The sequence below is a fragment of the Shewanella sp. HN-41 genome, from assembly GCF_000217915.1.
Classification (GTDB): domain Bacteria; phylum Pseudomonadota; class Gammaproteobacteria; order Enterobacterales; family Shewanellaceae; genus Shewanella.
The window spans coordinates 48,406-68,688 of record NZ_AFOZ01000043.1 but is presented as its reverse complement, the minus strand read 5'-3'; the positions used below and the strand labels follow the sequence as shown (position 1 = coordinate 68,688).

Below are 20,283 nucleotides of genomic sequence, written 5' to 3'. Positions count from 1 at the left end.
AGGATAACGTATGCAGCTTCGATATTTAGCCATTCCGCAGTTTCGTAACCTGCGCAATCTAGAAGTGAGTTTTGCCAGCGAGCTGGAACCAGTTTCAGGCACACCAGCCGACGCAACAGACAGTACACCTGCAAAACGCATTCGTAGTCATGCGCTGATTGGCCAGAATGGAACTGGCAAATCCAATTTAATCGAAGCGCTGATTACCCTGTTCCGTGATGTAGACCTCGACCGAGAAGCGGCGTTTGATTACACCTTGGAATATGAAATTCGCGGCCATATCGTGCGTATTCAGGCCGATACCGCGAAACAAAAACGCCCCTATGTCTGGGTGGATGGTAAAAGCGAATCCCAAGGATTTCTTGTAAAACATGCGAGGGAATATTTACCGTCACATGTTTTTGCTTATTACTCGGGCAAGAATGAACGTATAGAGGCGCTATTTCGAACCCACCAAGAGCGCTATAAGCAATTACTGCGGCAAGATGATGATGACTTAATGCGCAGGCTCTTTTACTGTCGTGGCGGTCATAGCCAATTGGTGTTGTTAGCTTGTTTGTTATCCGATGATCCGGTATTCAAGAAGTTACTAAGCAATTTGAATATCGAAGCCATAGAGTCCGCGCTGTTCGTTCTGAAGAAGCCATATTCAGCGCGCGATCTGGATGAGAAAGACATTGAGCTAGGTGATCCACGTTTTTGGTTTAGACGTGGAACAGTCGTGAATGGATTTCTCGACAAGCTGTGGCAGATCGCCTGGGCGCCCGTTCAGGAAACGCGACTGGCTGCCATTGATTTTCGCCGTCGCCCTGAAAAGCAAGAGCTGCTTTATTTGTTTGTTCCTGACAATAAAAGGCTCAAAAAATTAGGTGAGGAAGTCGGGACGCCTGAGCGCTTTTTCCGCTATGTAGAAGCAGCCTATATCGGTGACTTGCTGGAGGAGGTGCGCATTACGGTTAAAAAATCGAAGGGACACGGAGGCGATGTTGAGTTCAAACAGCTCTCCGAAGGCGAGCTGCAAATGCTCACTGTATTGGGCTTAATGCGCATCACCCGCGAAGATCATTGTTTGTTTTTGTTAGATGAGCCCGACACACATTTAAACCCCATCTGGAAACTGCGCTACTTCGACGATATTGAAGGCGTGTTGAGTTCCGAAAAAGATTCACTGGTACAAGGCGAATCGCAAATTCTGATTACCACCCACGACCCGATGATGGTGGGTAGTCTTAAGCGTGAGCAGGTACATATTTTGCGCAAGCACGGTGATCGTTCAGTCATTGAATCACCCGATGAACACCCGCAAGGTATGGGGGTTACGGGGTTGCTCAAAAGTGAATTATTTGGCCTGTCATCGACACTCGATATTGAAACCGAACGTCGATTATTCCGCCGCAATGAGTTGTTTGTAAAGTCACCGCGTACGCCGGAAGAAGATGCTGAACTTTCGAGGCTCTCTGCCGAGCTAGCCGATCTTGGCTTTTCGACCGCCGATTTTCGCGACCCAGATTACGCTTTGTTTGTTCGCAAGATGGCCCAACACCGCAAATTCAGAAAACCGACACTTACACCTGAAGAGCAAGCCGAACAAGATCGTATCGCCGATGACATAATAAGCGAAATTCTGCGCGAGGAAGCTGGCGAATGATTTTTATCGACTTGGAAAACAAACTGCCGACCGATACTGACTTGCCTGCCAATGTTCGTTGGACTCAAGCCGATTGGGATGCGTGGTTAGCTGAGTCAGCACGTTTGGTTAATGAGCTTGCCAAACTAGATGCTGCAGGAAGTGTCAAAGAGCGTAATAGCTTGATTGATAAACACGACAATCATTGGGGAAAACTAAAACCTTGGTTATTAACTCTATCGGGCGGAAAATGCTGGTTCACTGAGGCGCGCGACCTTGCTTCACACTTAACTGTAGAGCATTTTCGACCCAAAAAGGCTGCTCGTAATGTTAAAGGCCAAGAGCGCGACGGTTATTGGTGGCTAGCTTTTGATTACATGAATTTTCGAATAGCCGGCACCGTGCCTAATTGTAAAAAAGGTGTTTGGTTTCCTCTTCGTTATGGTTCACCAGTTTCTACTTTCACGCGCCGCTGCGAAGGCGACGAAAATCAACATTTTCTCGACCCGACCAACGCGTATGATGTCACACTTCTAGCGTTTGACGAGGAAGGCAAGGCTGTGCCAGCTCCTGGTATTCCCCGTTGGGAATACGTGAGAGTTAAACGCACGGTAGAAAGATTGAAACTTACTGAACATCAGGTTTTGTCAGAGGAACGCCGTAAAGTCTGGCAAAAAACCTCAAAGTTGATTAACAAATATCACAATGCTCTTGCGGAAGCACGTAACTCTCCTGCTGCGCGTGAGCGAGTCAGATCCACTGCGCGTGAAATTGCTTGCCTAACAAAACCTGAGTCTGAACTTTCAGCTGTAGCGAAATGGTGTATTTGGTTACGGAACGACCCGCAACTTTCAAGACTGGTTGGTTAGGGCGTCATGCTGTAGGAAGTTACCTTACTGACATGTATTGCTCTTTATTGGTTCAGTCTATTTGCTAATGACTGCATGAGTGGAACAACACTATGAGTAAGCTCTGACAACTATTGTAGTTTGAAGTGGACGTAAAATTAGACTAAGTGATGGACTGGTTAGTTTGGGAGTGATGATGGCTATAGGGATTAGTGAGTTATTTACAGGTTTCCAATTTGCAGAAAAGGTCGCCCATTACGTCAAAAAGTTTTTAAAGCAACCTGAACCAGAGACTCCTGCCAGCCGATTTCTTGCCTTATTCAATGCCCATGGCGTAAAGGCAAGTCAAATTCCCGATTTCTTTGGCCACGGTCTAAGCATTGCCGATTGTCACTCTGCAGAATCACTCACTAAGGTGTTAACTTCTGATCTGATGGAAAAAGCGGCGCAGCTTTTTGGTATCAATAGAGATTGGTTGGATTGCGCTAGTGATGTGGTTTACGAACCGCATTCCTTTTATAAAAATCCTCAAGGATTTGATGCCTATCTAAAAAGCATTGCACTTGAATCGCATCTACCTTTACGGGCAACCTTGTACATGTCCACCAGCAGTAACTTATTTTATCCTGATGACTCTGGGGTGTTGGTGATATCTGTTCCCGCGGGAGAGGTTAATCAACGAACCATATATCGTTTTGAATTAGTCCATTATGATCGTATTTGTTACTGGCACTGTAGAGGTTATTTGGCCGCAAATTTGGCTTCCATGCTGAGAAGGTATGCGATCGTTTATGGTTCATACGTAGCAGCCAAAGTGCTTGAGCCTGTTGCGCAAGGGCAAAGATTGCCTGTTTACGATTATGGGTCACAAGACGCTTTCCGGTTGAAGGTAAAAGGTCGTGTTTCAATTGAAGAGTTGATTTCACACCCTGATAAATATTTGGAGGGGGTCGATCCTGAAACTAACAAATTTGGGCACCGTGCCGCTATCGATCTATGGCTGAATATGGCAGACCAAATGCGTACCCGAAGTCACGCGGAGCATTCTCGTATAGTGTTGAAATTCGAAGAGGCACTGAAGTCTTTAACATAGAGGGTTACAGGCAAGAAGTATTGCCTCTCGAATCACAAACATCTCACATTCTTTGCTTTAGGTCGTTGAATAGCTTCTAAGGCTGTTGCACAGAACCAAGCCTACAGAGCCTGCAGCTAAAAAACCTAGCCACTTGTTTTTACTTGTAAGGCCTAAAGCACCTATTGCAACAACTGCCAGCAGTTGCCCAGAACCTTTGTTATCACCTAGAAGCCTATTAGCGAAGTGCTCACAGTTAAAGCTGAACGGACAATAACGTTTATTTTCATTTTTGATTTTCTCAAGTTGACTCAGCAAAGCGGCAGGGTCCACTTTCGTTGAACGCTGATATTTCAGTTCTTTTCCTTGAGCGAATTGTTCAATAGATACCACTTCCACATTGTTATCTGGCGAGTTATGTGCCACTAAATTTTCACTAACTATAACGCCTACGTGCATTACAGCCCCCTTGCTGCGATAGACTCGATCACCTATCATCATTTTCGTATCTTTATGCATTAACCCCTCCTATAGTGGTTAAAATGAATTCAATTCCAACAAAAGTATTTGTATGCGTTTAACGCATGTGAATGCTAAATGTATTCTCCATAGGAAATCAAGAGCCTTATGACAAATATCGAACAAACGACTTACTCTGCTGTTATGGGAGCTGTGGTTAGTAGCATTCGGCGAGAGAAGGGGATCGAGCAAATTGATGTGGCAAATCGAATGGGCTTGTCTCAGGCAAGTTATAGTCGCTTAGAAGGAGGTAAGGCGACCTTCTCTATTGATCAGGTCTTTCTTGTTGCTGACGCTTTAAAAATTAGTCCTTCAGAGCTATTTCAACGAGTTTGCACGACGATAGGAAAGTTAGAAGCTGAACAGTTTGGGGTTGTTGCCCAGCAAAGAAGTAATGCAATAGGAAGCCAGGATTCTCAAGTGGGGACTTTAGTGGCGGGTGCTGCATTAGGGGCCTTGTTGATTGGGCTACTGAGTAAATCCAAGTAAGTAGACTTATGAGTAAGAAGGCAAGAGCGCTTTGTTTACGCCAATAAATTGATTTGCAGGTAAAAATGACTGTCAAAGTATCTCATATCACTCACATTGATAATCTGTTCAGCATTCTTACCCAAGGATGCTTGTGGTCCGATCATAAGCGCATTGAACTTGGTTTAGTTAACCAGAATATTGGCTATAGCCATATAAAGCAGCGCCGTTTAGTTCGTCTTGTGAATGTGGCTGCTGGTGGGAGTATTGGGCAATATGTACCGTTTAATTTTTGCCCTCGCTCCGTGATGTTATTTGTGATCCATAAAGGCCATGATGACTATCAAGGTGGGCAAGAGCGCGTATTACATTTGATCAGTGATATCGAGACCATTCGACTGAGTAACGATAATTGCTTTTTTACCGATATACATGCAGATTTGGATTATGCCGAACAAATAGATGATTTCACTCGTATTAATGAATTGGACTTAGAGCGGATCATTAATGAACGCTATTGGTCAGACTTTAAAGAGGAGAAGCAGGCCGAATTTTTGGCATTCGAATCTGTGGCATGGCACACTATCCGACAAATCGGGGTAAAGACCCAAGCGGTAGCAGAAGAAGTGAGCGTATTACTACAAGCTGTACAGCATAAGCCTGAGGTTATTGTACGGCCACAGTGGTATTACTAGAGGTTAAAATGATTACTTATCACAAAGGCAATATATTGCACGATCAAGCTGATGCAATCATCAATACTGTTAACACAGTAGGCGTGATGGGTAAGGGCTTGGCGTTGCAATTTAAAAAAGCCTTTCCTGACAACTTCAAAGTATATAAAAAAGCCTGTGACGATAAGTCTTTGGTGACAGGTGCTGTGCTGCCCGTTTCTCTGGATTCAATCAATTCTCCTTTTTATATCATTAATTTTCCCACTAAAGCGCACTGGAAGGGCCAATCTAAGCTCGAATACATAGAGTCAGGTTTGGAGAGCCTTAAAGCTGAAGTTTGCCGTCTTGGCCTAAAATCAGTCGCTATTCCTGCCCTAGGCAGTGGATTGGGTGGTTTGCCCTGGCATGAGGTTGAGCAAGTAATACAGACTTCGCTCGCTGAGTTGCCTGATGTTGATTGGCGCGTTTATCCACCACAAACAGCGCCTAGTGCAGAGCTTATGCCTAATCAAACTCGTCGCCCACGAATGACAATTGGCAGAGCAGCAGTTTTAGGTTTGATCGATCGCTATGTATCTACAGGTTTTGGCTACAGATTGTCATTACTTGAAGTGCAAAAGTTAGTTTACTTTTTGACAGTGGTAGGCGAGCCATTGAATAAGGTTGTTTTTAAAAAACATCATTATGGGCCTTACGCTGATGTACTCCGTCACGTACTCGATAAGATGGAAGGCCACTTTATTTCGGGTTATGCCGATGGTTTGAATAAACCAGAGACACCTATAGATCTCAAAGATGATGCCGCCAAGGAGGCTTTAGGTTTCCTAGAGCAACACTCAGAGACTAAGCAACGTTTTGATAAAGTTGCTAAGCTAATTGAAGGGTATGAGTCTCAGAACGGCATGGAACTACTGTCAACTGTTCATTGGGTTGTGACACAAGAGTCTGATACTGCACTGTCTGCTGAAGAGTTGGTTAAGCGGGTTCATAGCTGGAATGCGAGAAAGGCTGCAATGAAACCTGCTCATATTCTTGCAGCATGGGAACGCTTAAGTGAACAAGGTTGGCTGCAGTTAAGAGCACAAGTTTGATTTGTTGTTCGTTGAAGCGACCCAATAACATTAAGCCTCTTTAGTGAGGATTTTTTATGCATTTTTCAGGATAGGGTTCTTCTAACTCTTCAAGATGGCTTGTACTTAGGTACTAAAGTTAACGCCTAATTAGTTAGGCGACATAAGGGGTTAACACCTCCTGTGCCTGATTAAGGTCAACTCAGTAGGTAACTGTCCAGCTCCCATTATTGGTTACTACGTCAACTTGCGTTAGATCACACGAGCCTCCATAAGAGACAGAAGTAGATTGACCAAATTTAAGCTGTTTGGGAAAACCTTTTTTCTCGAAAAGGCTTTCACAGTTGCCTCTGTTTACAATGATGTCGTTTACGATGACATCATCTTCAATCGCCTTGACCTTCACTTCGATTGATTTAATATACAAGCCCGCCCTGTCGTAAACTTCAATTTCAACATTCGGTTTAGAATCACTGCAAGCACTAATCATTCCGAGCAGTGCAAAAGTAAAAAGCAATTTCTTCATTTTAAATACACCTTAAACTAGTGATAAACCGCTAACGATGATGGCCATTAAATGGAATATTTATTGTGTTTAGCCTGCTGTAAATTGGCATTCGCATTTTTAGCTCTAATCGTCACCATGGACGGTATTGCACTGTGCTACTAGCTGATTGGTAATCAATAGATTGAGGCCCCTATCCACACTAGGGGCCCAATTGAATGTTTAAATTGTGCTATTAGCTGCATTTTTAGTTTTAACAAAAACAGTGATGGAATAACCAATCCCATACATGGCGGCAAAGATCCCCCATCCAGCTGAAGCTTCTAGATCGATTTCTGCAAATGCAGAAGCAAGGATTAAGCATAATGGGAAAAACACCATTCCTATGATTGACATGGTTTTTACGACTGACATGTGTAACTCCTTTTAATTAGCGTGTTTGAAGACACTGTTTGTTCCGAAAGAAAACATTTACTTTCTATCGGTGGGTGTTCTTAATGTAAAAACGGTCAAATGACCACTATACAGGTCTAAATGTAATGTTTATAGCGTGGTTTGTCTATCCTGTGTCCGTGAGAATTATCCAGTATTCAATATCCTGGGGTTCTCTAGTGAATGAAGATGAAGTGTTAAAGATGGGCATGGCTTTTGGTCGGGCGGTTAAATTACGCCGCGTCGAGCTAGGCTATAACCAAGAGGGGCTTGCTGATAAGGCTGAACTTGCCAGATCATTTGTATCGAGTATTGAACGTGGTGTAGCGAAGGCATCTATAGCTTCAGTGTGGAAACTGGCCCAAGCGCTGAATTGCAATCCATCGGATTTATGGGTAACGGCCGAGAGGCTTTATGACTCACGCTGATAGATGAAGCTAAGAGTTAAACTGTTCTAACTTGATTTGAGTCTACGCTCACGAATGCAGACTCAATCAAAACCGGCTCACAAAGTCCATGCGTTTTAATGCCATATTTACTGTTTGGCTATTGCCACGTTCTAGTGGATCGCGATCTGAAGGAAAACATAAACTCTATATTTACTAATGTGTTTCATTGTCTCAAGGATTCCCGGCATTTGTTCGGTTAGCGGTAATGCGTCTTAAAAAATAATCTACTCATTCTCGATGAGAGAACATGATTACCTCCCTCCCCCGATTTAAAAAAGTAAAATAAAGTGTTTACTCTATGTTGCCAAAATGTATTTATTTTCGTATTGTCATTTGACAAAAATAGGAACTTGAACTAAAGGGAATGCCATGTTGCCGCTATGGACACAGCACCGTAAATCATCTTTTGCCGTTTTTATATTACTATTGGGATTGGTTGGGGCGGCACCGAGTGAGGCGGCGCTGCTGCCTGATGTGCCTTCCCTTAGTGGTGGTAAATCAAATTCAACTATTGATTTGCATTGGTATATAGGATGTGAAGTCACTGCCGTTAATGTCCAAGAATCTACCAACGGTAGCACATGGGGCAGCGTTTATAGTGGGCTTGGTAATGCAGATGGTGGTTCGTCATTGATGTTAATGGCATTAGCCCCTGCATTCGATGATGGTACTGGTACGGCATGCTCTGGCTGGACAAGTGCTCGCTATATCAATTTATCGGGTAAAACGCTCTCAGGGTATTACTACCGCATTAATGCCTGCAAAGGCTCATTGTGCAGCGCCTACAGTGCCAGTACGCTTGTTGGCACTGCACCTACAGGTGGAACGCCCTCTCAGTCATCAACCCTAGCCAGTATTGCGACCATCCCGGATGCCAGCAACTCGTTAGCGTCACCTGCGTTTGATGAATTAGTCGGCGAAATTCAAGGACAAGCGACGGTTGATGGTGGCGCGTTTTCTTACACTGTGCCACTAACTATTGCGCCCGGGCGAAATGGCGTGCAGCCCTCGTTGTCACTCAATTACAGCAGCCAAGCAGGAGAAGGGTTGGCCGGAATGGGCTGGTCACTGTCAGCGTATTCCAGTATTTCGCGCTGTAGCCAAATCTATGACTTAGATGCAACCGCAAGCAATGCAACTTACAGCAGTAATGACAAGTTGTGCTACAACGGTAGTCGACTTGTGGTGACAACGGCCCCCAACTCCAGTGTACGGGGCGTTTACGGGGCATTAGGTACTTTTTATAAAACCGAACGCAATTCCACTGTCATCATTGAACAGTTGGGTGGCGCACTCAATACCAGCACTACCTACTTCAAAGTCTACGAGGCTAATGGTACGTATCACCTTTTAGGAAGCAACGCCAATAGCAAGATTACTCCTGTCGGCGTTAGTGTTACATCATCGTGGTTGCAACAACTCACACAAGACTCGCATGGAAATGAAGTCACGTATTTTTACGATACTTCTTCAGCAGGGAATCGATACCTTCAAGACATTTATTACACAGGCTATAAAGGCACTCAGGGTTCGCGCAGCGTGCACGTTAACTATACGGCTGTACCCGCAGAAACCAGCTACCATTGGGGCGGCTATAGCATTAACAATAAGCGCATGAGTAGTATAGATGTGCTGATTGATGGTGGAGTGAAAGCGCAGTGGCTATTCAATTATGCGCCCCTCTCTCTAGCAGCGCGTAACGATGCGGCGAGACTTGCAAGCTTATCTTACTGTGATGGTACTGACCCCAGCCAATGTCTGAATACCGATTTTGGTTGGTTTGAGCGTATTTATCAGCATAACTTGATAACAAACCATGCGCTTGCAGCCATCAATGACAATTACACCGTCGGTTTGGCTGTGCGCAAAGACAACGACTATGACGGTGATGGCGTGGCGGATTTATCGATTCCATTAGATGGTATCTATCTTTCTCGGGGCGGTAACAAGGTTAGTTATCGAACTTTGCCATATAAAAGTGCGCAAAATTGGGCTGGAGATATCAATGGTGATGGCGTTCCCTCTGCCAATGAATACAGTGGCAATGTGGTCAACGGCGCTATTGATTATGACCTTGATGGAGCAGATGATTTTATCTATACCGATGATAACTCACAGTTAATCATCACTAGTTTACTTCCCAGCGGTGCTATCAAGCACACCTATCCCACCGGCATTAATGCCACGTGTTATGCGTCGGTTTATCGCGATATTGGTGATAAGTTTTGCGCCAGCCACGTCATGGACTTTGATGGGGATGGTCGCAAGGACATTCTATTAGCCACCAATAAGCAAGCCGGTGTCGGAAATTTCACCCTCACCTATAAAGCTTATCAACGCAAAGCCATTGGTGACGGCTTTGATTATCGCGGTAGTTTCAGTGTCAGCGCTGCTGAGCCGTTAATCCCCATGGATGTTGACGGTGACGGTGAGCTTGATTTGGCACCAAGCCAATTTAATTCAGCGCTTAAATGGTACAAGGTTATCTTTGACCGTGCGAATAAAAACGTTTCATTTGTTGAAAAAAACCAAACCTTTGCCATTAGTGTCGATAAGGTGTACCGCACTACACCAAGTCGGTGGGTCGATTTCAATGGTGATGGATTAAGCGATATTTTAACCCTGCACAAAGTCAAAAGTACCGACAACTTTTTTACTCGTTACATCATTATTAACAAAGGGGCCGGATTATTTGAAGCGCCTTATAACACGGGAATGAAAGAGCTCGCCTGGACGGTCGATGGCGGTAATATTGCCAAAGACCCACTCTATGGCGGACCTGCAGGCTATGTGCATGAGCGCTTTATTCAGTTTGTCGATTATAACGGCGATGGTCGCCAAGACATTCTGTATCCCGATAGACTCCGTAAAAAATACACCTACGAGTGTTGGACTTGGAGTTCCAATGAAGCATGCGATGCTGTCGATGGTGCATCAGCCCCTTATTTTTACGACTACGATGTGTGGCATTGGAATGTGCTACTGACTAACCCTGATGGCAAAACCTTTACCGATGTGCAATTGCCAGTTTATGGTGCGTTAGCAACATTATCACCGATTGATTTAACGGGCGATGGCCGAGTCGATTTTGTCTCTGGAGTGGGCTTTGAGTCTGATGCGGTCAAGCGCACCTGGTTCTATGGCAGCAAACAAGGTGGCAAGCCGAGTAGTTACCCGGTGGGTTTTCTAGTGTTTGCCCATGCAACGACACAAGATACGGTCATGAGCAGTGTTAATACCGGCATGGGGCAGAAACTCCAACTGGATTATGCCCAGTTGAAGCAACGTTATAGTGTTGCTGAATCGACATTAAATTATCCTTATGTTTACTTCACCAACACCATGCGAGTGGTATCAACCTTAAAGAGTGATAATGGGGTTGGTGGGGTCGATACGACGCAATACAGCTATAAAAATGCCCGTTTTCATGTCGCAGGCCGTGGTTTTCAAGGCTTTAGCGACATCATTGAAACGCGCACCGATGCGCTTAACAGTGAAAGCCTCACCACTCTGACTCAATTTGAACAAACCTTCCCTTGGTCCGGGATGGTGAAGTACAAAAAGGTCACCAATAGCCGCAATAACAACACGCTCAGCGAATATTCAGTTCAGAAAAATGCTCCTTTATCTGGGAGTTATGTGGTAGGCCAAAGTGCGTGTTTTTACCCTCAAGAAAGCACGACCACAAAATGGACTGTTAACCCGAGTGCTAGAGTTTCAACGGTCAAAGAGGCCACACTTAAAAATGCCCACTGCCAAGTGACCTCAAACACGGTTACCAGTGAAGACAATACGGTGCTGCATACTCAAACTACTAACCAAGCCTTTACGAATAGTCTTGGTTGGTTAATGCCGACGGTGAGCAGCACCAACCAAACGGTAGCCTATAAAACAACCCATGAAAGTGTGGTGCTTAATCCCGCGAACACCGCAACAGGACAAAGAGTCACTCATACCTATAGCACCAATGAGCAGGGGGTGATGGCACTTGCATCGACCAAGGTCGAGGGTATTGGCTCTTTAACTGGCGTGGGAAGTACGACGCAATTTAGTGCTTATGACCCCTATGGGCATGCATTAAAAACCACGGTCGGTGACCGTTATACCCAAGTCTCCATGAGTAATGATGGTTACTTTGTGTATCAAACATTTAATGCCCAGTGGCCGGGTGTCGCGTCGTCAACAACACAATACGACCCCTTGACTGGTGCAGTGCTCACCTCGATAGATATCAACGGTGTGACCACCACCAATACCGTGAATTTTATCGGCAAAATCACCAGCAGCGGCAGCGCTAAAGGGGCCACAGTCGTCACGCCAACCGTGTATAGCAGTATGGAATGGTTAACTGGCAATTATGCCTACAGCGTCACGCAGCGCAGCAGTGGCCAACCGGAAACCATCGTCTATTTTGACAGCTTAAATCGAGAGGTGAAGACCGTTACCGCAGGGTTTGCAGGGGATATTATTACCGCAAAACAATATGACGTTAGAGGCAATTTGGTGAGCGAGACTAGACCAACCCAATCCTATGGGACGGCTGAAGTTGTGCAGTATCAGGGCTTTGACGTGCTGGGGCGACCCAGCCATAAACTGTATGACGACGGCATGGTCGCCTATCAATCGCAATACACTTATGTTGACGGCATTCGAACCGATATTAATGTCTCGGGGGACTTTAATCTCCAAATGAGTCGCAGCTATAACAGCTTGGGCCAATTGCTGAGTACAACCGATGCCAAAGGGCACAACAGCTATTTTGCCTATAATGCTGCAGGCTTACCGGTACTCATTCAAGATGTGCTCGGCAGTCGTATCACTGCGCAATATGATGATTTGGGCCGCAAGGCATGGTTTGATGACCCCAATATGGGTAAGTGGTTATTCAGTTACAACCAGTTTGCTGAGTTAGCCACCCAAACTGATGCGCGTAATCTCGTCACCACGTTTACCTACGACAAACTGGGCAGACAAACAAAGCAAACCAATACCCAAACTACACGCACTTGGGTGTATGACACCACGGTCGGTAATGGCAAATTATATCAAGCCAGTGTTACAGGGCACACGCAAACCCACAGTTACGATACCGTGGGGCGAATGATACAAACTATCACCCAAATGGGCGGCCTTAACCTAACGGAAAAGTACGCCTACGACAGTCAATTTGGTCGCATCAAAGCGATAGCATTCCCCAGTGGTGAGCATGTTGCTTACCGTTTTGATGATAATGGCTATCTGATTGAAGACTATCAACGCTTTACCGATGGCAGTGAATTGTCTCTGCGCACGGTTGAGGCATACAGCGCCTTAGGCAGTATCAACCAGCAACGATTCAGCAACGGTAAGATACAACAATTCTTCCGCAATGAAGCTGGCTCTCCACTTTCGATTTGTACCAGTAATAACGGCAGTTGTAGCACGGTCGGTATTCAGTATCTTAACTATGACTACGATGCTATGGGCAATCTGGTTCGGCAAGAAAATGCCATCGCTCGCTTTGCAGAGGATTATAGCTACGATGAACTGATGCGGGTCGATAATTCCACCAAAACCATTAAAGGCACCACGTATGCGCCTATCAATTATGACTATGATGCCGCGGGTAATATTCTGGTCAAAGGCGATTATGGCAGCAGTTATCTCTATGGTAACGTGGGTAAAGGTTTAGGGGGTAATGCAGGTCCGAATGCGATACGGCAGTTTATTCGCGGGGGTACAACCTACAACTTTACCTATGATAACAATGGTAATCGGTTAATTGGCGATGGGGCGACCTTAACTTACGATGATCAAAACAAGCCGTTAACTGTAGTACGTAATGGCACTACCAGTACCTTTAGTTATGATGCAAATGGTCAGCGCTATAAACAGGTTAAGCAGCAAGGTAGCAGCGTTACGACAACCTACTATGTGGGCAGTTTTGAACGTGAGGTCAGCAGCAGTGCGACCATCGATAAGACTTACATCGGTGACCACACCATCAAGATGAAAGCCCATGTGGGGAGCTTAGGTAATCAGTCACCATTTCAGCACGTATTAAGGGACCACTTAGGCAGTGTCGATACCTTAATCGATGGGCAAACGGGGGCAGTTCTGCAATACCGGGGTTATGATGTGTTCGGCCGGCCACGGGATATTGCCGCAGGCAATGTATTACTGACGGCCTGGCAAGGCGTGACTAAGGGCTACACCAATCACGAGCATTTGAATGAGCAGCAGTTAATTCATATGAACGGCCGGATTTACGATTTCAACATCGGCCGCTTCCTGAGTGTGGATCCTTTCTTGCAGTTCCCCGAGAACAGTCAGAGTGCTAACCCGTATTCGTATATCTTGAATAACCCGATGGCGGGAACAGATCCTACGGGTTACGCCTGTGCGGGCTCAAATCTAGAAAGTGTCTGTGATAGCTATTTTAAAGATAATAAAATCGTAACGGAGAACATGAAGCTGACTGATGCTATCTCCAATACGTTAAACAACGGCAAAACAACAGCATCAAATGGGCAAGCAAATGAGTTGCAGATGGCCCAAACTGGCGGAGCAGCCAAGCAAGAGAAGAAAGCCGTTGGATTGCAGCTGAATACAGACAAACAAAGTTTAAGCTATGGTAATGATCCTAGCTTTATCAAAGGATATGATTCGGTTGAAGGCGATATGTCTGGTGCTTTGTCTTGGACGGGACCCGGCCAGGTAGTTGATAGCATAAAATCTGGCATTGAAGGTGTTGAAACCGCACTAGAAGAGTATGATAGAACGGGTTCGCTATCGGGAGCGGCTTGGGCTGGAACAGCTTTAGCAGCAGAGAAGTTTGTTGAACGCAAGCTTAAGATTGGTAGAGGGCCGGATGTTACAAATGGACCACTTTGGACTTCAACTAAGAAAATGTCAGGAGTCCAAAATGCTTTTGGACATTGGAAGAAACATGGCTCTGAGTTCTCTGAACTAAAGAATGCTAAACAATATGTTGAAGCGACTAAAAGCTTCATGAACAATCCACCGAAAGGCGCTTTAACAAAAACCCGTTCAAATGGTGATGTTCTACGATATCACGAGAAGTCAAATACATTTGGTGTTATGACAAAGGATGGAACCCCTCGGACTATGTTTAAGCCTGATCCATCGCAACATGGATATCGAACAAATATGGAGTACTTCAATGCCCAATAACAATGAAAAAATGGTTTGCCGCGTCTGTGGCTTGATACAGTTAGACCCACCTTGGGGTGAAGATGGAAAATCACCTAGCTATGAGATTTGTTCCTGTTGTGGGGTCGAATTTGGATATGAAGACTCTTCAGTAAATGGTGTTGCTACTTATCGTAAAAAGTGGTTAGAAGGAGGGGCAAACTGGGTGGATGCGAAAGAAAGACCGAGCAATTGGAGTGCTGAAGTGCAAATGAAAAACGTTCCCACAGAGTTTATGTAACGAGAATTCATCTATTCCCTGCTCCTTGATTCGGAGAAGGCTGTCAGAAAAGGTGACGGGACATAACTCTTTTATCAATCAGCCCCATTTCCAGGGGCTTTTTCTTGCCTGAAACTAGGCAATTTGACCAGCGCTCTGGGCAGCAGTGACCAGTAGAACCGACCAGTGTTTGCCAGCAGAGAGGGCCGTTTAGTGCAGCGCCACCAGTTGGCGGCACTGGCGCAATTGAGCGTTTCTACTGTTTATTGGTGATCACTTCTACTGCTGTGGAGTGATCAAGCTGCTGTTAGCGTTGCCTCTTCGAAGTTATGCTGGTTATAAATCCCTTACTACGACATCATCAAACTGTCAGATCGTGTATGAGTAACTGCATATAAATAATTATCAATTTGTCTTTCTAGGACTGTTGATAATATCCTTCAAATATTGCGACAATTTTTCTAACGCTTCCCTTCGTTCATCGAAATAATCATGCTGGTTATAAATCCCTTCAACACCCTTTAGTTTGTGGTTAAGGCAACGCTCAGCAACGTGTCCAGGTGTTCCTTGTTTGGCAAGCAGAGTGCGGCAGGTACGACGTAGGTCGTGCACCGTGAAGTGGGGCATATCACCCATTAAGTTTGGGGGTTGTTTTTTCTTACCTGCTTCGTGGCCAAATAGTTTAGTGATTGCTCGGTTTAGCGTATCAGGTCCCATATGGGGATTTTTACTTGAGCGTCTGCTTGGGAAGACATACTCGGAGTCATATGCTCTAATTTTTAACTCATATAACCATCCCATCACTATGGGAGGCAATGGAATCGCAATACCCACACCTGATTTGCTTCTGTCTTTGGATAGATTCCACACCTTTTCATCAAGATTAAACTCCTTCCAAGGCGCTTCAGCCAACTCAGACTTACGTACTCCCAATGTAATCAGTAGTGCACAGGCTAGATAGTTGTCACGGCTAAAGCTGTTACCATTTTCCCTAGCGATTTTAAAAAACGTGGTGACTTCCCCTAGCGTTAAAGCGCGGTCTTTACTTTTTTCTAAGCCACCAGCATCTGATATAGAAAATGCACTGGCGGGATTTGCGCCAAGCAGATCCAGCTTTATGCCGTGATTAAAAAGCTGCTTGCAGTACATTAGAGCATCGTTAGCGATGGCGGGGCGGGCTGTAGCTTTGATAGCTTTAAGGATGTCTCTGATATCTCTAGCTGTAACAGTATCGAGATTAAAGCTGCCTATATGCGGTGCTATATCCTTGCGATAGATACGTTCTGGAATATTGGCGTATTTAAGTCGATTGATGTTACCTAGGTGCCAATCAGCAAAAAGCTCATCAACAGTTTTGATTTGAGATTGCTCTGCTCGTTTTTTGGCTATGAGCGGGTCGAGACCATCGCGAAACTGTTTCATTTTGGTAGCCGCTTCTGCACGCGCATCAGCAAGAGACATGTCACTGTATTTTGCTAAGGTCATTTCCTTGCGTTTGGATTGCGCCGTGTAACGGAGCATCCAATATGGAACGCCAAGTCTTGGGACAACAAAATACAGACCGGCTCCATCTGCATATCGGCCAGGTTCTCCTTTAGCCTTGGACTCAATCTCTTTTACTGTTAGGTTTCCCATAAATCCATTCCCCATCATGACCTTAAGGTTGCTTTTATGAAAGCCAATAATACCCACCACTGACGATCTGGATTATTGTAGCATACCCACCAATATACCCACCATATGGCGGTGGGTAGTGGTGGGTATAGATGGATGTCAGTAAACGGGTCAAATATTAAAATTGATTAAAAACAATGGTTAATGATATTTAATGGATGGTTGTGGATATCATTCCACATTCTGGATCTGCTCGCGCATTTGCTCAATTAGGACTTTAAGCTCAACTGCGGCTGAGGTGATTTCGGTGCTGATGGATTTAGAGGCTAGGGTGTTCGATTCGCGGTTAAATTCTTGCATCATAAAATCTAAGCGGCGACCTTCGCTGCCGCCTTTTTTGAGGATGCGGCGGGCTTCGGTGACGTGGGCTTCGAGGCGGTCCATTTCTTCGGCCACATCTTGTTTCTGCGCCAGTAGCACCATCTCTTGCTCGATGCGGGCTGGGTCGAGTTCACCTTTGATTTCGGCTAGGCGGTTGGTTAACTTTTCACGCTGATATTCCATCACTTTTGGCATATGTTCACGTACGATGGCGATTTGCTCGCTCACGCCATCTAAGCGGCTTAACAGCATGTCTTTGATGGCTGCGCCTTCACGGCCACGGGCTTCGATGAATTGATCTATGGCTGAATCGAAGGCTGTCATCAGATCGGCACCTATGGCATCCATATCTTGTTCACCGCTCGCTAGCACACCCGGCCAACGCAGGATGTCGGTCAGGTTCACTTCACCTTGTCCCGCTTCTTGCTTGAGCCAAGTGGCAGCGTCGAGCAATTGCTTTGCGAGTGCTTGATTCAGTTGCAGTTCGTTATTGTTATTGTCGGCCAGTTCGTAGCGCAGATTGACTTCGACTTTGCCGCGGCTTAAGCGTTTACGTAGGCGGTCGCGTAGTACGGGTTCAAAGCTGCGAAATTGCTCGGGTAAACGTAGATAGGTTTCGAGATAGCGTTGATTGACTGAGCGAATTTCCCAGGAGGCAGTGCCCCATTGTGCTTTGTGCTCGATGCGAGCGTAGGCTGTCATGCTTTGGATCATGGGTTGTCCTAATGGTGTAATCGTCATAATGAGAGGGGATTATAGAGTCAATGGCTTTAGGATTAAAGGCATACAGTATACTACTGCAAGTTATAGGGTAGATTGGCAAGATGAGTTTGCCAGAGAATTGCCCTAGGCATGGCATCCTGAGGCGCAAGCCCTTATAATATGCAGCCAAAATTGGTCAATGACTCAGAATACAGGAATCTCGCATGCGTCCAAGTAACAGAACGCCAGCACAAACTCGTCCCATCACTATCACTCGCCAGTTTACGGCCCATGCCGAAGGTTCAGTGTTAGTGGAATTTGGCGAAACGAAAGTGCTTTGTACCGCCAGTTTTACTGAAGGTGTGCCACGTTTCCTTAAGGGTCAAGGCCAAGGTTGGGTGACGGCGGAATATGGCATGTTGCCACGTTCGACCCATAGCCGTATGGATCGTGAAGCTGCCCGTGGTAAGCAATCTGGTCGTACGCAAGAAATTCAACGCCTTATCGGCCGTGCTCTGCGCGCTTGTGTGGATATGAAAGCCCTAGGCGAAAACACTATCGTTATCGATTGTGATGTGATCCAAGCCGACGGCGGCACTCGTACAGCGTCTATCACGGGTGCTTGTGTTGCCTTAGTGGATGCGCTGAACTGGGCGCGTGGCAAGGGCATTATTAAATCTAATCCGCTTAAGTTCTTGATTGCGGCAGTCAGTGTGGGTATCTACAAGGGTGAAGCGATCAGCGACCTAGAGTATGTGGAAGACAGCGCTGCCGAAACCGATATGAACGTGGTAATGACTGAAACCGGTAAGATCATCGAAATTCAAGGTACCGCCGAGGGTGAGCCTTTCAGCCATGAAGAGTTGATAGAGCTACTTGGTTTAGCGAAGAACAGTATTCGTGAAATTGTCGATGTGCAGAAAGCCGCATTGAACTAATTCGTTTTAATAAACAGCCCCGTAATGGGGCTTTTTATTAAATCAATATTGCTAATACCCAATAAAAATAGAACGTTAAAGTCGTAAGGAGAGATTGTGAAAGCCTATCAACGTGAGTTTATTGAATTTGCCCTAGAGCGTCAGGTGCTGCGATTCGGCGAGTTTACCCTTAAATCGGGCCGTATCAGTCCTTACTTCTTTAATGCCGGTTTATTCAATACTGGCCGTGATTTAGCGCGTTTAGGCCGCTTCTATGCGGCGGCGTTAGTGGATTCGGGTATCGAGTACGATCTGTTATTTGGCCCTGCCTATAAAGGTATTCCGATTGCGACGACAACTGCGGTTGCTCTGTGTGAACACCACAATATCGATATTCCTTACTGCTTTAACCGCAAAGAGAAAAAAGATCACGGTGAAGGTGGTAGCTTAGTCGGTAGCGAGTTAAAGGGCCGGGTGATGCTGGTGGACGATGTGATCACCGCGGGTACTGCGATTCGTGAGTCGATGGAAATCATCGAGGCCCATCAGGCGCAATTAGCGGGCGTGTTGATTGCCTTAGACAGGCAAGAGAAAGGTAAAGGCGAGTTATCGGCCATCCAAGAAGTTGAGCGCGACTTTGGCTGCGGTATAGTGGCGATCATCAAGCTTGCGGATCTTATCAGCTACTTATCCGGAAAACCCGGGATGGAAGCCCAACTTGCCGCAGTAAGCCAGTACCGTGAGCAATATGGGATTTAAAAGATAGATCCAGAGAGCTAGGAGCGCTCGCAGGCTCAGTTCAAGAGCGTTTACTGGTTCGCCGCTAGAGAAAGCAAAAGTCCACTTTGGGCTTTTGCTTTTTTGTTTGCTTTCTCTAGGATCTGGCTGAGTGCTAGAAGATCTGAATGCTCGCTTTCGGACCAGCTAGGTTATTGATGTAAGAACTCGGCGCGGGTGGCTGGGTTGGATTTAAAAATTCCGCCGAGGGCCGTGGTGGTGGTAGAGCTGGTTGAGTCCATCACGCCGCGGGATTTTACGCAGTAATGTACTGCATCCATTTTTACCGCAACATCTTTGGTTTCAAGCAAGGTTTGCAGGGCAACGAGGACTTGCTGAGTTAAACGTTCTTGCACCTGTGGACGTTGAGCAAAAAAGCGAACAATGCGGTTAATTTTTGATAAACCGATAATTTTTTTACGCGGCAGATAAGCAATGGTTGCAGTACCATCGATCGTCACTAAATGATGCTCACAGGTGCTGGTGAGGCTAATATCTTGTACGCGCACCATTTCATCGAAGCCCATCTTGTTATCAATAACTGTGATCTTAGGGAAATTTTCATAGTCTAAGCCTGAGAAAATCTCATCGACGTACATTTTAGCGATGCGGCGCGGCGTATCGGCCAGACTATCATCCGAAAGATCCAATGACATGAGTGTCAGGATTTCCTTCATATGATGTTCAATCTTGTCCTTACGTTCTTCACTGCTGTAAACGTTGGGGAGCATGGGGGTTTCAAGCCCGCGTTCCTGTAGGGCGGCCTGTACTTTTACTGCTGCTTCACTTAATGCCATCTTATCCTCCACTACTTTGT

Annotated in this window: 17 protein-coding genes; 11 read left to right on the top strand and 6 right to left on the bottom strand. The window is 45.7% G+C overall.

Features of this window, described 5'->3' with window-relative positions:
- The first annotated feature begins 10 nt into the window (after positions 1–10).
- The 3 genes from SOHN41_RS16805 to SOHN41_RS16795 all read left to right on the top strand — a co-directional run bounded on the left by SOHN41_RS16805 (position 11) and on the right by SOHN41_RS16795 (position 3,568).
- A complete protein-coding gene (locus SOHN41_RS16805) occupies positions 11–1,648 on the top strand; it encodes an ATP-binding protein (RefSeq protein WP_007651339.1) in 1,638 nt (545 codons plus the stop codon).
- Positions 1,645–2,496 (top strand): hypothetical protein, encoded by an 852-nt coding sequence (locus SOHN41_RS16800; RefSeq protein WP_007651331.1) that lies wholly within the window; start codon positions 1,645–1,647, stop codon positions 2,494–2,496. The genes SOHN41_RS16805 and SOHN41_RS16800 overlap by 4 nt, the downstream gene beginning before the upstream one ends.
- Positions 2,497–2,671: 175 nt before the next feature.
- On the top strand, positions 2,672–3,568 hold the full coding sequence (locus SOHN41_RS16795) for a hypothetical protein (RefSeq protein ID WP_007651329.1): 897 nt from the start codon (positions 2,672–2,674) through the stop codon (positions 3,566–3,568).
- Positions 3,569–3,625: 57 nt separating this feature from the next.
- Here SOHN41_RS16795 and SOHN41_RS16790 read toward each other — a convergent pair whose 3' ends face one another.
- The gene (locus SOHN41_RS16790) at positions 3,626–4,066 is read right to left on the bottom strand and encodes a hypothetical protein (protein WP_007651327.1); all 441 of its coding nucleotides are present in this window, start codon (positions 4,064–4,066) and stop codon (positions 3,626–3,628) included.
- A 108-nt stretch (positions 4,067–4,174) separates the two neighbouring features.
- Between SOHN41_RS16790 and SOHN41_RS16785 the strand changes: the two genes are divergently transcribed.
- The 3 genes from SOHN41_RS16785 (at position 4,175) to darG (ending at position 6,299) form a co-directional block, all read left to right on the top strand.
- On the top strand, positions 4,175–4,555 hold the full coding sequence (locus tag SOHN41_RS16785) for a helix-turn-helix domain-containing protein (RefSeq protein WP_007651325.1): 381 nt from the start codon (positions 4,175–4,177) through the stop codon (positions 4,553–4,555).
- A 65-nt stretch (positions 4,556–4,620) separates the two neighbouring features.
- Entirely contained in the window at positions 4,621–5,229 is a 609-nt protein-coding gene (gene darT / locus SOHN41_RS16780; protein ID WP_037459489.1) for a DUF4433 domain-containing protein, read from the top strand.
- Positions 5,230–5,237: 8 nt separating this feature from the next.
- Positions 5,238–6,299 carry a type II toxin-antitoxin system antitoxin DNA ADP-ribosyl glycohydrolase DarG gene (gene darG, locus SOHN41_RS16775; RefSeq protein ID WP_007651321.1) on the top strand — a complete coding sequence of 354 codons (1,062 nt, stop codon included), beginning with the start codon at positions 5,238–5,240 and terminating at the stop codon, positions 6,297–6,299.
- Positions 6,300–6,480: 181 nt separating this feature from the next.
- On the opposite strand, the gene SOHN41_RS16770 is transcribed toward darG, so the two are convergent.
- Together SOHN41_RS16770 and SOHN41_RS16765 are read right to left on the bottom strand one after the other, a co-directional pair.
- Positions 6,481–6,804, bottom strand: a complete 324-nt coding sequence (locus SOHN41_RS16770; RefSeq protein WP_037459488.1) for a hypothetical protein — start codon at positions 6,802–6,804, stop codon at positions 6,481–6,483.
- 201 nt (positions 6,805–7,005) lie between these two features.
- The gene (locus SOHN41_RS16765) at positions 7,006–7,197 is read right to left on the bottom strand and encodes a hypothetical protein (protein ID WP_007651320.1); all 192 of its coding nucleotides are present in this window, start codon (positions 7,195–7,197) and stop codon (positions 7,006–7,008) included.
- 197 nt (positions 7,198–7,394) lie between these two features.
- On the opposite strand from SOHN41_RS16765, the gene SOHN41_RS16760 reads away from it, so the two are divergent.
- From SOHN41_RS16760 to SOHN41_RS16750, 3 genes are all read left to right on the top strand, one after another.
- Complete coding sequence (locus tag SOHN41_RS16760) at positions 7,395–7,643, top strand: helix-turn-helix transcriptional regulator (RefSeq protein WP_007651316.1); 249 nt, start codon at positions 7,395–7,397, stop codon at positions 7,641–7,643.
- Positions 7,644–8,033: 390 nt separating this feature from the next.
- Positions 8,034–14,837, top strand: coding sequence for a SpvB/TcaC N-terminal domain-containing protein (locus SOHN41_RS16755; RefSeq protein WP_007651314.1), 6,804 nt, complete (start codon positions 8,034–8,036; stop codon positions 14,835–14,837).
- Complete coding sequence (locus SOHN41_RS16750; RefSeq protein ID WP_007651312.1) at positions 14,827–15,096, top strand: hypothetical protein; 270 nt, start codon at positions 14,827–14,829, stop codon at positions 15,094–15,096. Before SOHN41_RS16755 ends, SOHN41_RS16750 begins: the two co-directional genes overlap by 11 nt.
- A gap of 384 nt (positions 15,097–15,480) precedes the next feature.
- Here SOHN41_RS16750 and SOHN41_RS16745 read toward each other — a convergent pair whose 3' ends face one another.
- On the bottom strand, positions 15,481–16,710 hold the full coding sequence (locus tag SOHN41_RS16745; protein WP_037459542.1) for a tyrosine-type recombinase/integrase: 1,230 nt from the start codon (positions 16,708–16,710) through the stop codon (positions 15,481–15,483).
- A 210-nt stretch (positions 16,711–16,920) separates the two neighbouring features.
- Positions 16,921–17,784, bottom strand: coding sequence for a YicC/YloC family endoribonuclease (locus SOHN41_RS16740; RefSeq protein ID WP_007651308.1), 864 nt, complete (start codon positions 17,782–17,784; stop codon positions 16,921–16,923).
- Positions 17,785–17,996: 212 nt separating this feature from the next.
- On the opposite strand from SOHN41_RS16740, the gene rph reads away from it, so the two are divergent.
- Both rph and pyrE read left to right on the top strand, forming a co-directional pair.
- Positions 17,997–18,710: a ribonuclease PH gene (rph, locus tag SOHN41_RS16735; RefSeq protein ID WP_007651307.1), complete on the top strand. Its 714-nt coding sequence runs from the start codon at positions 17,997–17,999 to the stop codon at positions 18,708–18,710.
- Positions 18,711–18,806: 96 nt separating this feature from the next.
- Positions 18,807–19,448 (top strand): orotate phosphoribosyltransferase, encoded by a 642-nt coding sequence (pyrE, locus tag SOHN41_RS16730; RefSeq protein WP_007651306.1) that lies wholly within the window; start codon positions 18,807–18,809, stop codon positions 19,446–19,448.
- A gap of 170 nt (positions 19,449–19,618) precedes the next feature.
- Here pyrE and folE read toward each other — a convergent pair whose 3' ends face one another.
- Positions 19,619–20,263 carry a GTP cyclohydrolase I FolE gene (folE, locus tag SOHN41_RS16725; protein WP_007651305.1) on the bottom strand — a complete coding sequence of 215 codons (645 nt, stop codon included), beginning with the start codon at positions 20,261–20,263 and terminating at the stop codon, positions 19,619–19,621.
- Positions 20,264–20,283 lie beyond the last annotated feature (20 nt).

Bases quoted from the DNA above. Each gene is read 5' to 3' on its own strand.
- SOHN41_RS16805 (WP_007651339.1), top strand. From the start codon at position 11: ATGCAGCTTCGATATTTAGCCATTCCGCAGTTTCGTAACCTGCGCAAT.
- SOHN41_RS16800 (WP_007651331.1), top strand. From the start codon at position 1,645: ATGATTTTTATCGACTTGGAAAACAAACTGCCGACCGATACTGACTTG.
- SOHN41_RS16795 (WP_007651329.1), top strand. From the start codon at position 2,672: ATGGCTATAGGGATTAGTGAGTTATTTACAGGTTTCCAATTTGCAGAA.
- SOHN41_RS16790 (WP_007651327.1), bottom strand. From the start codon at position 4,066: ATGCATAAAGATACGAAAATGATGATAGGTGATCGAGTCTATCGCAGC.
- SOHN41_RS16785 (WP_007651325.1), top strand. From the start codon at position 4,175: ATGACAAATATCGAACAAACGACTTACTCTGCTGTTATGGGAGCTGTG.
- darT (WP_037459489.1), top strand. From the start codon at position 4,621: ATGACTGTCAAAGTATCTCATATCACTCACATTGATAATCTGTTCAGC.
- darG (WP_007651321.1), top strand. From the start codon at position 5,238: ATGATTACTTATCACAAAGGCAATATATTGCACGATCAAGCTGATGCA.
- SOHN41_RS16770 (WP_037459488.1), bottom strand. From the start codon at position 6,804: ATGAAGAAATTGCTTTTTACTTTTGCACTGCTCGGAATGATTAGTGCT.
- SOHN41_RS16765 (WP_007651320.1), bottom strand. From the start codon at position 7,197: ATGTCAGTCGTAAAAACCATGTCAATCATAGGAATGGTGTTTTTCCCA.
- SOHN41_RS16755 (WP_007651314.1), top strand. From the start codon at position 8,034: ATGTTGCCGCTATGGACACAGCACCGTAAATCATCTTTTGCCGTTTTT.
- SOHN41_RS16750 (WP_007651312.1), top strand. From the start codon at position 14,827: ATGCCCAATAACAATGAAAAAATGGTTTGCCGCGTCTGTGGCTTGATA.
- SOHN41_RS16745 (WP_037459542.1), bottom strand. From the start codon at position 16,710: ATGGGAAACCTAACAGTAAAAGAGATTGAGTCCAAGGCTAAAGGAGAA.
- SOHN41_RS16740 (WP_007651308.1), bottom strand. From the start codon at position 17,784: ATGATCCAAAGCATGACAGCCTACGCTCGCATCGAGCACAAAGCACAA.
- rph (WP_007651307.1), top strand. From the start codon at position 17,997: ATGCGTCCAAGTAACAGAACGCCAGCACAAACTCGTCCCATCACTATC.
- folE (WP_007651305.1), bottom strand. From the start codon at position 20,263: ATGGCATTAAGTGAAGCAGCAGTAAAAGTACAGGCCGCCCTACAGGAA.